Source organism: Labilibaculum euxinicum (assembly GCF_963678175.1).
GTDB lineage: Bacteria > Bacteroidota > Bacteroidia > Bacteroidales > Marinifilaceae > Labilibaculum > Labilibaculum euxinus.
Map to the genome: position 1 here is coordinate 1,749,055 of NZ_OY782756.1, position 14,601 is coordinate 1,763,655.

The 14,601-nt window shown below is 36.0% G+C and carries 8 protein-coding genes; 7 read left to right on the forward strand and 1 reads right to left on the reverse strand.

Features of this window, described 5'->3' with window-relative positions; all coding sequences use genetic code 11:
- Positions 1–136: 136 nt before the first annotated feature.
- From ACY0M5_RS07395 to ACY0M5_RS07405, 3 genes are all read left to right on the forward strand, one after another.
- Complete coding sequence (locus tag ACY0M5_RS07395) at positions 137–763, forward strand: hypothetical protein (RefSeq protein WP_461631309.1); 627 nt, start codon at positions 137–139, stop codon at positions 761–763.
- A 118-nt stretch (positions 764–881) separates the two neighbouring features.
- On the forward strand, positions 882–1,559 hold the full coding sequence (locus ACY0M5_RS07400) for a tetratricopeptide repeat protein (protein WP_461631310.1): 678 nt from the start codon (positions 882–884) through the stop codon (positions 1,557–1,559).
- 98 nt (positions 1,560–1,657) lie between these two features.
- Positions 1,658–4,150 carry an endonuclease MutS2 gene (locus tag ACY0M5_RS07405; RefSeq protein ID WP_461631311.1) on the forward strand — a complete coding sequence of 831 codons (2,493 nt, stop codon included), beginning with the start codon at positions 1,658–1,660 and terminating at the stop codon, positions 4,148–4,150.
- A gap of 555 nt (positions 4,151–4,705) precedes the next feature.
- On the opposite strand, the gene ACY0M5_RS07410 is transcribed toward ACY0M5_RS07405, so the two are convergent.
- Entirely contained in the window at positions 4,706–5,884 is a 1,179-nt protein-coding gene (locus ACY0M5_RS07410; protein ID WP_124992176.1) for a CD0519/CD1768 family membrane protein, read from the reverse strand.
- A 243-nt stretch (positions 5,885–6,127) separates the two neighbouring features.
- Here ACY0M5_RS07410 and recQ point away from each other — a divergent pair, with 243 nt between their 5' ends.
- The 4 genes from recQ to ACY0M5_RS07430 all read left to right on the forward strand — a co-directional run bounded on the left by recQ (position 6,128) and on the right by ACY0M5_RS07430 (position 14,493).
- Complete coding sequence (gene recQ, locus ACY0M5_RS07415; RefSeq protein WP_461631312.1) at positions 6,128–8,242, forward strand: DNA helicase RecQ; 2,115 nt, start codon at positions 6,128–6,130, stop codon at positions 8,240–8,242.
- Between the two features lie 262 nt (positions 8,243–8,504).
- Entirely contained in the window at positions 8,505–10,622 is a 2,118-nt protein-coding gene (locus ACY0M5_RS07420; protein ID WP_461631313.1) for a S9 family peptidase, read from the forward strand.
- Positions 10,623–10,703: 81 nt separating this feature from the next.
- Positions 10,704–11,471 (forward strand): LytR/AlgR family response regulator transcription factor, encoded by a 768-nt coding sequence (locus ACY0M5_RS07425; protein ID WP_461631314.1) that lies wholly within the window; start codon positions 10,704–10,706, stop codon positions 11,469–11,471.
- A 472-nt stretch (positions 11,472–11,943) separates the two neighbouring features.
- Entirely contained in the window at positions 11,944–14,493 is a 2,550-nt protein-coding gene (locus ACY0M5_RS07430) for a hypothetical protein (protein ID WP_461631315.1), read from the forward strand.
- Positions 14,494–14,601 lie beyond the last annotated feature (108 nt).

The window sequence follows — 14,601 nt, forward strand, 5'->3', positions numbered from 1 at the left end:
GGTAAGGAATAATGCGATGCTTTATTCATGATAAAATATATTCTTAATACTTTATATAGTTTGTTTTTAAATAATAGTTATATTAAATTCATTGAGTTTTTGATTTAAATTATTTATTAATTAAATATTAATTAAAATGAAAAAAGTACTTTTCACAACTTTGGCAGTTGCATTTTCCTTGTTGGTAATGGCACAGGAAAAAACGAAACAAAAAGAAGTCGGACTTTCCTTTAGTAATCTGGATGAATTTGGAATTACCTACAAAGTAGGTACACAAAAAGCGATGTGGAGATTTAATACTCTTCTTTTAACCGGAGGAAAGACTACCATGAAATATCCGGAGCAATATCGGCAGGTTCGAGATGAGTATTCAGATAAAGACTTTGGCTTAAACTTAATGGTAGGTAGAGAGTATAGAACATCGATTGATGATAACTTCGAGTTTAGATGCGGTTTCGATTTGTCTTTTAGCAACTATAAGCTAACGCATGAGGATAAAACGATGGAAGACTCACATGATTGGAGAAAAACGGTAAGTAAAGAGTCGAGCTATGGGTTTAATTTGGTTTTCGGGTTTAATTATGTGTTTAAAAATAAGCTTGTTGTTGGAGTGGAAGCACTTCCAAATGTAAGTATTATAGACGGTGAAATTAAGAAAAGTGCTTACTATGGAGATTTTGAGACGGAGAAATCGGATATTTCAGGTTCTAGATATGGATTGAAGAATAGTTCTGTTCTATTAACTCTCGCCTATCGATTTTAAGAAATAGAATAATTCTTATTTTTAATGCTGAATTGGACGGTTGTTCGATTCAGCATTTTAATTGATTCTTAACCTTTTGTTATAACATTACAAGTGGTTAATACCTAAATTTTAATTTATGAAATTAATAATACCTTTTCTCTTATTATTAGTTGCTCTTCAATTTACTGTGCAAGCACAAGTTTACGACGTTTCTCTTGCTGATAGAAACAAAGCGATCGAATTATACAATCTTGCAATTGAGAATAACAGGAATAGTAAGGTGAGCGAAGCATTTGAACAGTTTACTAAAGCAATTTCAACAGACTCAACTTTTCGCAATCCATATTTGCAATTATATACTGTCGCTATGAACGATTCTACTAAAATCGACACAGCTATATCCATTTTGCAGAAATCTAAAAAAATATTTCAGCAAGACGATGAGATCTGTTACTATTTGGGCGAAATGTACAAGGCTAAAGGAGAAGTAAAAAGAGCAATGGCAGAGTATAGTATGGCAATTGCTTACAGTAAAATGAATGGTGAGGATTTCTATCTGGTGCATAAGTATTATTTTAACCGGGCTAATATTTGCCTGGAAAAAAATATGATTAGTACTGCAGTTTTAGATTATACCTACGCACTTAGTTTAAAGCCCGATTATGGTGTCGCTTTTGCAAACCGAGGCATTTGTTTCTTTAAGATGGGAGAGATAGAAGCAGCATGTAAAGATTGGAAACAAGCCGTAAGCTTGGGAGTAAGTCAGTCTGAAGAATATGTCGGGAAAAATTGTAAAACAGAAGTTCCTCAATAATATCAAGGAATAGCACAAGTGTGTTGTTCCTTTCTTTTTGTGCATCCAAGTCTTTTATTAATTTTGCAGAAGAAATAATTAAGATTGTAGAGCAGCGCGTGATATATCCGGAAAATTTTGAAGCAAAAATACGGTTCGACAGAGTAAGAGAACTGGTTAAAAAACAATGTTTAAGTTCATTGGGACGCGATTTGGTGGATGCCATTCAGTTTTCCTCTTCTTTTAACATGGTAAATCGTTTGGTGAATGAAACCAACGAGTTTAAAACCATTTGTTTAGATGAGGATAGCTTTCCTTTAGGATATTTTATTGATGTTCGTCAAAGTCTCGAAAAAGCAAGAATTGAAGGAACTTATCTGGAATTGGAAGAACTCTACAATCTAAAAAGATCTCTGGAATCTATTTCTGCCATACTTCGCTTTTTTCAGAATACAGAAGAAAAAGAATATCCATATCTGAAAAAGTTGACAGGGAATGTGAAAATGTATCCCTTCATTTTTGATCGGATCAATGCGATTATCACTAAAAACGGCAGAATAAAAGACAATGCATCGCCGGCACTGCAGCAGATTCGCAGTAGTCTGATTCAAAAACAATCGACCATTTCGAAGCGGATGCAAACTTTGCTGCGTGCAGCACAAAAAGAGGGTTGGGTCGATCAGGATGTAGCCCTTTCTATTCGCGATGGAAGGGCAGTTATTCCTATTCCTTCGGCTCACAAACGAAAAATTAAAGGAATTGTTCACGATGAGTCAGCAACAGGTAAAACCAGTTATATCGAGCCATCGGAAATTGTTGAAACAAACAATGAAATTCGCGAGTTGGAATATGCCGAACGCCGTGAAATTATTAAAATACTCCAGGAATTTACAGCGCAGCTTCGACCTTATATAGGTGATTTATTTAAGGCATTCGAGTTTTTGGCAAAAATGGATTTTATTCGTGCCAAGGCCATGTTTGCCATACAGGTAAAAGCGGTACTGCCTAAAATGGTGAAGACGCCGACTGCCCTTTGGGAGAAAGCCGTTCATCCCTTGCTTTACCTTACTCTGCAAAAAGAAGGACGAAAAGTAGTTCCTCTTAGCATCGAGATTAGCGATGAGCAGAGAATGGTGCTGATTTCCGGACCAAATGCCGGAGGTAAATCGGTTTGTCTTCAATCCTTGGGGCTGATGCAGTATATGTTTCAGTGCGGTTTGTTGGTTTCTATGGGCGAGGAATCTAAAATTGGAATTTTCGACAACATTTTCATGGATATGGGTGACGAGCAGTCCATCGAAAATGATTTGAGTACCTATAGTTCTCATTTGATGAACATGAAGCATTTTCTTCGTCACTCGAATACCGATACAATGATTTTGATTGATGAATTTGGTTCAGGAACCGAGCCCGCATTGGGGGGAGCCATTGCCGAATCAATTTTAGATAAGCTAAACCGCAAGAAGGTACGAGGTGTAATCACAACTCACTATTCGGGCTTAAAGCATTTTGCATCAGAGGCCGATGGGATTGAAAACGGAGCCATGTTATACGATTCGCACCAAATGCGGCCTTTGTTCCAGTTGGCGGTGGGGAAACCGGGATCATCTTTTGCATTCGAAATTGCGCGTAAAATTGGTTTGCCCGAGGAGATTTTGAAAGATGCTACGGAAAAAATTGGTGAAGATCATATCAATTTCGACAAGCACTTGCGTGATATTGTCCGCGATAAACGATACTGGGAAAGCAAACGCGATAACATCCGTAAAAGTGATAAGAGACTGAATGCATTGGTAGAACAATACGACAAAGAGTTGAAAGAAGCCAGCAAGCTTCGAAAAGAGATTATAGAGAAGGCAAAAGAAGAAGCCGCTCAGTTATTGAACAGCGCAAACAAATCCATCGAAAAAACCATTCGGGAAATTAAGGAGAATAAGGCTGAAAAGGAGCGTACCCGCGAAATCAGAAAAGAATTTGAGCAGGTTAAAATTCAATTGACTGAGGGCGAATTGGAAGAAGAGGAGAGAATCAATAAGAAGATTCAGAAGCTGAAAGAGCGCTCAAATAAAACAAAAAAAGAGAAAGCAGGAGATGAATCCAAAGCTCCGGTTACAGCAAAAAGTAAAGCTCAGTTCAATCCTGATGTGATCGAAAAAGCCGATTTGGTGAAGCTTGACAATCAATCCGCCGTAGGCGAAGTAATCGAGATCAACAAAAAAACTGCGGTGGTGGCCTTTGGCAGTATTCTAACTTCGGTTAAAGTGAATCGATTGACGAAAGTGAGTCGGTCTCAGGTTAAAAAGGAGGAAAAGACTTATAACAGAACCTCTTCTTTAATTCAGGAAAAAATATCGAAACGCAAGTTAAGCTTTAAAGCCGATTTGGATGTAAGGGGAATGCGTGGCGAAGAGGCATTGCAGGTGGTGATTGATCACATTGATGATATCATCATGCTGGATGTGCACGAATTTCGTATTCTGCATGGAACAGGAGGAGGAATTCTTCGCCAAATGATTCGCGAGTACCTACAAACTGTAGATTTGGTGCAGCACTTTCGTGATGAAAAAATTCAGATGGGTGGTGCTGGAATCACTGTAGTTACCATGGAGTAAGCTTTCCGCAAGTATTTAAGACCTAAAATTTGTTCGTAGTTTGGTGTCCTGCACTAGCTTGGAGCCCCAAATTAAACAGTTGGTAGGTTCCATGCATAGCTTGGAGCCTCCAATTAAATAGTCTGAAGGTTCCCTGCAAAGCTGGGAACCCTGTTTCGGTATTGGAATTGTGCTCTCGCAAGCGTGTTTACCTGCACCGTAAATGTAATTTTGTGTCCTGCACTAATGAAATACTCAAAATAAGCGGTGATGGGGCCATCTGCAAGTGTGAAGGGCAGCATCCGACTATTTTTGGCGAGGCTCTCGGCTTTGCAGGGAGTGCTCATTCTGTCGCTGGCAAGGCTTTTAATACATGTATGATCATGTTTTTTCAGTTTTGCGGTGATTCCAACAAGGTTAAAAGATACAAAATACGAAGTCAAATAAGGCTTTCACCATTGTTAAAGGCCAAATCGAAAACAATTTGAGGGTAAACAGATTCGCAGATCAATCCCAATTATAAAAAAAATGCCATCTACAGGAGATGGCATTAATAAATATAGGTGTGAAATATATTTATTGAAATAAACTTACAAGTACATAGAGGTAATGGGCAAACGTACCCGCGATTATTCCTCCAATTGTGTGTGACAGTAGGGCTTTCGATGTTAATTCCCGATAGTTAAGTGTGTCAAGCATGGCCGTGTGAGTGCTTAAATAACCACTCCAGCACATTCCCATTGCAGTAAATACAGCAATAACATTTCCGTCAATAATTCCCTTGGCAATAAATGCTTTTACCAATGACATTGCCGCACCAACAGCACCCAATGATGTTACAGGGAATGCAATTAATTCAGGATGCTTGAACCCAAACAAACCTTCAAACAACCACCAGATGTGTCCTGCTAATTCAGGTAGTAATGGAACTCCTTCGTAAGCAATTCCCTGATAACCTAAAGCCGCATCTTTAGGGCCGAAGGTCAGCATCATTACCATGGTCGAAATAATAAGTACGCCAGGAATAATAGCCAATCCTAAATCAACACCCGATTTTCCTCCATCCAAAATAGAGTTCAGAAACCGCAGAAATACCCCACCTTCCGATTTAAAACTGATTTTTTCAGCGGCCCCTTCAAAATCTGTATCTTTTCTTACAGGAATGTGACCTTTTATTAAGCGCTGCATCAATCTGGTCGAAACAACTGCGCCAGCCAAAGCTCCTGCCAGTCCTATCAATGCTGGTACAAATAGGTTTTCTTCGCTTCCTGGTATTTTAAGAGTCGACATAAAAGTGATTACGATCAAACCCATTCCAAAAGCAGTACCAAAATTGGTTAAAGAAACCAGTTGATAATTTTTAAAATACTTGCTGAAATTTTTATCCTTTGCCAAACTGATAATAGCAGGGTTGTCGGATAGAAAAGTTAGAACTCCGGCCAAAGCAGCAACACCAGGAAGATTAAACAGCGGCTTCATTAAAGGGGCAAGAATTTTCTCGAGTAAACGAACCACACCAAATTCAATCAGCAGCTTGCCTAAAGCTCCCGAAAGTACTGTGATTCCCATAATGTAGAATACGGTATTCATTAATAGATCCCATGCCGTATTCATAATGGTGTTTAGCATATTGGCAACACCCATTTGGTGGCCAACATAACCAAAAATTCCGAAAAAAGTAAGCAGAAACATTGCTGCCTCATACCTTCGTTTCTTAAGGAAATCAGTTTCCCTAATCGACTTAATTGCGTTCATAGTTTTTGTTTGTGTGTTTGTTGTTTGTATTTCGCTGCAAAAGTAATTTTTTGGCTAATGATGATGTTTTTTTTGTGTATGATCTTTGTCAGGTTTAAGATATCATTGATATGTTTAAAAAAAGCCACCCGGAAATCTTGTTTTACTTGTATTATTAATGAATTGAGATCTGTTGTGTTGATAAAATCATTTTTTAGCTATGCACAATTGTAGTAGCTTTGTTGTCCCTTTCAAAATTGATCCATGACAACAGCCAAACGCGCATTAAAAAAATATTTTGGATACGACCATTTCCGGCCCTTACAGGAGGAAGTGATTAAATCAGTACTTCAGGGTGAAGATGCCTTGGTAATTATGCCAACAGGTGGTGGTAAATCCATCTGTTATCAGATCCCTGCTTTAATTATGGAAGGAGTTACTGTGGTAGTTTCTCCTTTGATTGCTCTAATGAAGGATCAGGTGGAAGGTTTGCATGCCAACGGAGTGGATGCAGCTTTTTTGAACAGCTCACAGTCCGCGAAGCAACAGGCAGATGTCATGGAAAGAATCACGGAAGGAAGTATAAAACTGCTGTATGTTTCTCCTGAGAAATTGCTTAGTCACGAATTTTATTACTTGCTTTTACAGCTTAAGGTAAATTTATTTGCCATTGATGAAGCTCATTGTATTTCTGTTTGGGGGCACGATTTTAGGCCGGAGTACGCTAAAATGGCCTATTTGAAAAAACAATTTCCTCATGTTCCGGTAATTGCTTTAACCGCTACTGCTGATAATCTAACGCAAAAAGACATTGTAAATCAATTGGGTCTGGTAAATCCAAAAAAATATAATTCTTCATTCGATCGTCCCAATTTAAGCTTGAATGTGGCACCGGGTAAGGATAAATTTAAAACCATCCTTGGATTTTTACGTCAACGGCCACATCAGGCAGGAATTATTTATTGTTTAAGCAGAAAAGCGACGGAAGGCCTGTCCGAAAAATTGAAAAATGCCGGGGTAAATGCTTCCTACTATCATGCTGGTTTATCAGCTGAGGAAAGAGCACGCCGGCAAGAGGATTTTATTAATGATGAAGTTCCTATAATCTGTGCTACCATTGCCTTCGGAATGGGAATTGACAAGTCAAATGTACGTTGGGTGATTCATTACAATCTACCGCGGAATATAGAATCTTACTATCAGGAGATTGGTCGTGCAGGCCGGGATGGATTAAAGGCTGATACGCTTTTATTTTATAGCTTTTCGGATGTAATCGTTCATCGGAAATTTATCGAGGAATCGGCACAGAAAGAAGTTTCACATGCCAAATTGGAGCGAATCCAGCAATTTTGTGATGCTCAAATATGCCGGAGAAAAATTTTACTGAATTATTTTGGTGAACATTTAGAGGAGAACTGCAACAATTGTGACGTATGTAAAAATCCTCCCCGCGTATTCGATGGAACAATAATAGCACAAAAGGCATTTTCAGCCATTGTTCGGTTAAAAGAAAAAGTCCCCGCAGGAATTTTAATTGATGTGATTCGGGGTTCATCACGTCAGGAAATTTTGAGTAAGGGATATCATAAAATAAAAACTTATGGGGTTGGTAAGGATATCGCGCATCAGGATTGGCAGCAATATATGCTTCAACTTTTAAATTTAGGTTTCATCTCGGTTGCCTATGATGAAGGGAATGCTTTAAAGTTAACAGCTCAGGGCCGGGAAGTTCTTTTCGGTGAGCGACTTGTAAATTTGGTTCATTTGGCTTCTATGAAGTCCGATCCGGAGGTAAAACCTATCCTGAAAACCGGGAAGCAAGAAGCCAGAGAGGGTTTGTTCGAAGCATTGCGAAAATTGCGTTTGCAAATTTCAAGAGAAGAGAACATTCCTCCGTATTTAGTATTCTCTGATGCCAGTTTGCAGGAAATGGCTCAGGAAGAACCTACAAGTGAATTTGAGATGAAACTGATATCGGGAGTTGGAGTTCGAAAATATCAGTTGTATGGTGACTTATTCATTAATGAAATTGTAGAGTTTAGCCAGAAGAAGAATCAGGAAGCCAAAAAGAGCGGCGAATCTTTTTATCAGACTTATGAATATTACAAGCAGGGTTTTTCGGTAGAAGAAATTGCAAGTATCCGTAAAATAAACCCGGTAACCATTTATTCTCATTTGGCGTCACTCTACGAAAAGGGTGCAGATATCGATTTAACAGAGTATCTGAATTCTTCAGAATTGGAACAAATAGAAGACGCTTACCGGTCTTTGAATGAGACTGGTAATGTTAAGGATCTCTATTTATTTATGAAAGAAGAGGTTGAGTATTATAAAATACGACTTGGAATCTCCTATCTGAAAGTTCTTTCGTCCAGTTAATTTTAGTCTTAATCGTCCATATATCCACTGCATCGAAAATATTCGTATACTATAGTTATTTTTGTTAAATTAGTTCTGGTTTATTAACAAAATACCTGCAATTATTTTTTTATAATTGCAGGTGAAGTTTACACCTTTAAATAACCTACTAATATGAAACGTCCATAATAGATAATTGTGACTCACAGAGGAATGATTCTTCCAGCATGGTAATCCCGAAAGATTTCGGGACCATATGACAAAAACTTAAAATTATAAACATATGAAATTTAAATTGTTTTTTAGCATTGCTGTAACTGCACTTTTAGCAATGTCTTGTGGTCCAAAGGCAACAACGCCGAAACCACCTGTTGCAAAAAAAATAGCGAAAGAACTTACAATCCATGGTGATACCCGGATTGATAATTATTATTGGATGAATCAGAGGGAAGATACAGCCGTAATTAATTATTTGAAGGCAGAAAACAGCTATACTGATGCTATGATGAAGCATACAGAAGAATTTCAAACAAAGTTGTTTGATGAAATGATTGCCCGTATTAAGAAAACAGATGAATCCGTTCCTGCTAAATCCAATGGATTTTATTACTACAGCAGAACAGAAGGTGATGCAGAATACCCTTTGTATTGCAGAAAAGAAGGGGATTTAGATGCAGAAGAACAAATCATGCTTAATGTTCCTGAAATGGCACAAGGCTATAGTTTCTTTAGTATAGGAGATTATTCGGTTAGTGAAAACAATAAAATTCTTGCCTATTCTGAAGATACTTTAAGTCGTAGAAGATATACCATAAAGTTTAAAAGCCTGGTTGATGACAAAGTTTATTCTGATGAAATTGTAAATACAACAGGAGGTATTACATGGGCAAGTGATAATAAAACAGTTTTTTACACGGTAAAACACCCTGAAACCTTATTGCCTTATAAAGTATTTAAGCATGTTTTGGGTACACCAGTTGAAAAAGATGAATTGGTTTACGAAGAAAAAGACAATACTTTCTATACATTTTGTTACAAAACAAAATCCAGAAAATATATTATAATTGGTTCAACCAGTACTCTTTCTGCTGAATACAGATATATCGATGCAAGCAAGCCTAATAGTGAATTCAGTATTTTTCAGGCCCGCGAAAAAGATTTAGAATATAGCATTGATCATTTTAAAGGAGATTTTTACATCAGAACTAATTATCAGGCAAAAAACTTTCGTTTGATGAAAACTCCGGTGACTAAAACAACGAAAGAGAATTGGATGGAAGTGATTCCGAATCGTGATGATGTGTATTTAAGTAATTTTGAGATTTTTGAAAATTACCTTGTTGTCGGCGAAAGAAAAAATGGTTTGAATCAGCTGCGAATCAGACGTTGGGCAGATAATGAGGAACATTACCTCGATTTTGGTGAAGAAACCTACGATGCCTGGATTTCGACAAATCCTGAATTTGAAACAGATGTTCTTCGTTACGGTTATACTTCTTTAACAACACCATCGTCTACTATAGATTACAACATGACTACGAAGGTGAAAACGGTAATGAAACAGCAGGAAGTTGTTGGTGATTTCGATAAGTCTAATTACGAGGCCAAAAGAATTTGGGCAACAGCTGAAGATGGAACAAAGGTGCCTGTTTCGTTGGTTTATCGTAAAGATAAATTCAAAAAAGGAACCAATCCGCTGTGGTTATCTGCTTATGGTTCTTACGGCAGTAGTTCCGATGTATATTTTAGTTCTGTTCGGTTGAGCTTATTGGATAGAGGATTTGTTGTAGCTACGGCACATGTACGCGGAGGTCAGGAAATGGGACGCTATTGGTATGAAGATGGAAAACTTTTAAAGAAGAAAAATACTTTTACTGATTTTAATACCTGTGCTGAGTACATGGTAGCCGAAGGATATGCTGCAAAAGATAAAGTTTTTGCGTGGGGTGGAAGTGCAGGGGGATTGCTGATGGGAGCAATTTGTAATATGCGGCCAGACCTTTATAAAGGAGTTATAGCTGCAGTTCCATTTGTTGATGTTGTAACAACAATGCTGGATGAATCGATTCCATTAACCACAGGGGAATTTGATGAATGGGGGAATCCAAAGAATAAGGAGTATTACGATTACATGCTTTCCTATTCACCTTACGATAATGTGGAAGCGAAAGATTATCCTGCTATGTTGGTTACAACAGGTTTGCACGACTCTCAGGTTCAATATTGGGAACCTGCAAAGTGGGTAGCTAAATTGCGCGATATGAAAACAGATCATAATCCTTTGCTGATAAAAATTAATATGGATTTTGGTCACGGTGGTGCTTCCGGGCGCTTTGAACGCTATCACGAAGTTGCATTAGAATACGCCTTTGTTCTTGATCTGGTAGGAATTACTAAATAATTAGACATAAATATAAAAAAAGCTCTCTATATAGAGAGCTTTTTTTATATATTTAGGTTCATATTAACCTAATAAAGGCTGATGATAAAGACGCTAATTGTTGATGATGAATTAAAAAGCCAATCAACTCTACATAAATTGTTGGAGATGTATTGTCCTGGAGTAGATGTTATTGGCTTTGCGCATAATGTTGAAACTGGGATAGAAGCAATCAATACTTTAAAGCCGGATTTGGTTTTTTTGGATATTTCAATGCCGGATGGAGATGGATTTGAAGTTCTGGAAAGAGTCGGAAATCGTAATTTTGAGGTGGTTTTCACAACTGCTTTTAATGATTATGCAATTAAAGCTTTTCAGTTTGCTGCATTGCATTATTTGTTAAAGCCTATTAATTATATTGAATTACAGAGTGCTGTTAAACGTTTTAAACAAAATCATCAGGATGTTGATCTAAATGAGAAAATAAAGATTTTGTGTGATAGTTTAAGTAATCATCATCAGAAAATAATTCTCCCCACATCAAATGGACTGCGAATTATAGAATTGAATCAGATTCTTCGATGTGAAGCAGATGGCAGTTATACCAATTTCTATTTGAGTGATAATACCGTATTGATGGTTTCTAAGGTATTATCCAATTTTGAGGATATATTGCCGGAAGAAATATTCTGCAGAGTTCACAGTAAGCATCTGGTAAACCTAAACTACATCAGCCAGTACATCAAAGGAAGAGGCGGACGTATTATTTTATCTTCCGGAAAGGAAGTTGAGGTTTCAGAAAGTAAGAAAAAAGACTTTTTAAAAAGACTGAAGCACTTGGCTCATTCATTAACTAATGTGAAGAAATAAAAATATCGGCTATTGTTGGTGATGGTGAAAAAAAATGGAAAAAGTTGATTGATTGAAAGGAGATAGAACCAGCTATTACTGATTCTTCAGAACATGAATTTAAGGATAAAATCAATATACAAACTCCAGGTATTTATTGTTTTGGTTGCAGATATAAACTCAAGTGATTTTTAATTTTTTAAAAGAATAAGTCCCATCGTTTCAAGATCTTTTCAAGTCCGGAAAATGATTTATAGATATAGGCTGTTTAATGTTTTTGGCTTATGATTCCTTTTTGAATAATAAACAGACCTGTTTTCCCCTTTTTAAGTGGTTGTTTTAATAGTTAGTTTTATAAACACCATTATAAGCTAAAACAACGCAGATATAAATTTATTGTCCCTGAAGATAAATTGGTGATTGCCTCCGTAATATTTCTTGCCTATTTTCACTCGAAATTTGATTAAGATCACTACAATATACTATTACGACAATGATTGAACGACTGAAATCGGAAGTTTTAAAGAAGTTTGGTTCAGAGCTATTGTATACTAAAGCGTGTCGTATTTTGGCTGATGAAATTTGCGAGGAAACCGGATACCGGATTAGTACTACCACTATTCGACGAATTTATGGATTCTTAAAAACAAGGACTACCCCAGCAAAATTTACATTGAGTACGCTTTCCATTTATGTTGGTTATGCAACTTGGGAGCAATTTTGTGCTTCACAGGGTGGTACTATAAAATCTACTTATAAGAAGAAAAGAAATTGGAATGATTTATATCAAAAATCACTCGAACTCAGTAAGGAAACGTATAAATTAGTTGCCGGACAATCAGGTATTCCATTTCATTCAGTTGTTAGTCGGTTTCATGCCGAAGAAAGAATTAGATGTTTTTTGAATTCATCGAAAATGGCAACTGGTTTTATTGCTCCTGGAGGTTTCGGTAAATCAAGTATGTTAGCCAAGTGGTTCGAGAAAAATTGGATTAGAAAACAAAGTGATGATGTCATTTTATATCTGAATGCATCATTCATGCTTAGTTTTTTAAATAAGGATTTCAGCTTGGATCGTTGGATTCAGGATCAATTAGATTTTACAGAGAAGGATACTTTGAAATATTTTCTTGAAAATCCTAAAGATTGTGACGCTCGAATAATATTTGCCATCGATGCGCTTGATGAAATCACATATGATAATATTAAACTGGAAAGGCTGTTTCTTCAGATAAAACAGTTTATATCAAATTATAAGGATTCTGATAAGATAAAACTAATAATAACTTCACGTTGCTCAACTTGGGAGAAATTTGCCTTACCATTTGTAATAAAAGGAAATGCTATTCAAAATAGTTGGTACGAGCTAGGTTTGAAATTAGATTCTCAGGATTATCAGAATCTATATCCTTTAACAAATGATGAAATTGAATATGTTATTGATCGAACAATCAATAATAGTTTTTCGACTAAATTTTCAGTTAAGGAATTGTCCTTCCAACAAAAGAAAATGATTTCTAATCCTTTTTATCTGGAATTATTCGTGAAATTATACAATCCGAATAAGCATTATGGCAATAATCAGGGGCAAGAGTTGTTAAATGAATTTTTAAGAAACAAAGTGTTTTATTCCAGATTTTCGGAAGAGAAGATGGATATTTTATATGGTATTTTGAAATTGATTGAACATGGGAAGAATGGAGTTGCTGCAAAAAAAATGGAATTGCGGGATGCTTTTCCAATCCATCTGAAAACTGCTGGGAATTATTTTTATGCCTATGAGGAATTAATTTCATATGGATTATTAACCGAATTTATCACCATAAATGAACACAATAGTTATTGTAAGTATGTGAAAATTACCAGTGAGTCCTTACGTGAGACTTTGATTGGTTTTAATCTTATTCAGCAAAACGGAGGGGTTGATTTTCAGCTGATTAAAGTTGTTGAAGATGAGTATTCTGGTTTTGACATTAAAAATAGACTAATTAGCTTTTTATACACGAATGCTTTCTATAATGGGAAACATCTGGAATTAAAAAACTTTTTTGAATTAAGTGACGAGACACTTTCAGATCGTGAGGTGATTGATACCGTTCTTAATTCAGCGATTTATTCAGATGATCGGAAAATAGAGTTAATGGAGCATTTTGCAACACAGAAACGAGCTGAAAAGTATCTGTTTAAGGATTTTCCAGATATCTATAATATTAGTAAGGGAGATAAGGCTATATTAGAAATATTTGCAAAAAACGGACAATCTAAAAGTGTACGAATAAAGTCATATTCATTGTTGTTGTTGAATTCTGTATTTACAATGGATATAGAGAACATAGAGCATCATTATCAGGAATTAAATGCAGAAGAGATTGATTTGTCATGCACAGGAATTGATATCTCAATGAGACTTAACAGTATTTTGATTTACAATCATTTCATCAGTAAGGAATCTAATGAAATTGAGATTTTAATGATGTTTTATCACAGGGAAATGGCTTATAATCATCTGGATGATAATTATTCACTTAATGGTGAATTTGAGCTTGTTATTTGTATGGTATTGATTTATATGAAATCCTTTCATAAGGTTCTTCAATTAATTGATGATGTTGAACATTTGTATAAAACAACAGAGTCGAAAAAATCAAATCTAAATTACAGAATTCTGCAATGCTATAAATTATCTGCGCAGCATAGTTTAGGTATGGAAATGACTAAAACTCAAATTGAGTTTTTAAAATCATGCGAAAGTGAAATATTAGCTTCAAAAAATTATTTCTTGCAAATATATTATCATTCGTTTCTTAGTTCTGTTCAGTTTTCAGAAGGGAATCGCGTTCAGGTGGAAAGACATTTTAATTCAGCTATGGAAATTTGTGATGAAGCTAATTACAGATTGTGTTCTTTAGGAATCCTAAAAAAAATGGTAATATATTATAATGAATGGGGTGAGAAAACAAAAGAAAGCATTTGTTTATCGGAAGAAAGGGATATTTTAAGAGATGTTAGCTCAATATTTGATATGGAAACTCTTTTTGTTTAGAAGTTTAGAGAAATATTTATAAAGCTATTTGCAAGTGCAAATAGCTTTATTTAGTTTATAATCCTCTGTTTTCATTTCAAAATTTTAACTTTACCATTATTGCATTAG

Coding starts and splice junctions, on each gene's coding strand:
- ACY0M5_RS07420 (WP_461631313.1), top strand. CDS start 8,505: ATGAAATTTAAATTGTTTTTTAGCATTGCTGTAACTGCACTTTTAGCA.
- ACY0M5_RS07395 (WP_461631309.1), top strand. CDS start 137: ATGAAAAAAGTACTTTTCACAACTTTGGCAGTTGCATTTTCCTTGTTG.
- ACY0M5_RS07410 (WP_124992176.1), bottom strand. CDS start 5,884: ATGAACGCAATTAAGTCGATTAGGGAAACTGATTTCCTTAAGAAACGA.
- ACY0M5_RS07430 (WP_461631315.1), top strand. CDS start 11,944: ATGATTGAACGACTGAAATCGGAAGTTTTAAAGAAGTTTGGTTCAGAG.
- ACY0M5_RS07425 (WP_461631314.1), top strand. CDS start 10,704: ATGATAAAGACGCTAATTGTTGATGATGAATTAAAAAGCCAATCAACT.
- ACY0M5_RS07400 (WP_461631310.1), top strand. CDS start 882: ATGAAATTAATAATACCTTTTCTCTTATTATTAGTTGCTCTTCAATTT.
- recQ (WP_461631312.1), top strand. CDS start 6,128: ATGACAACAGCCAAACGCGCATTAAAAAAATATTTTGGATACGACCAT.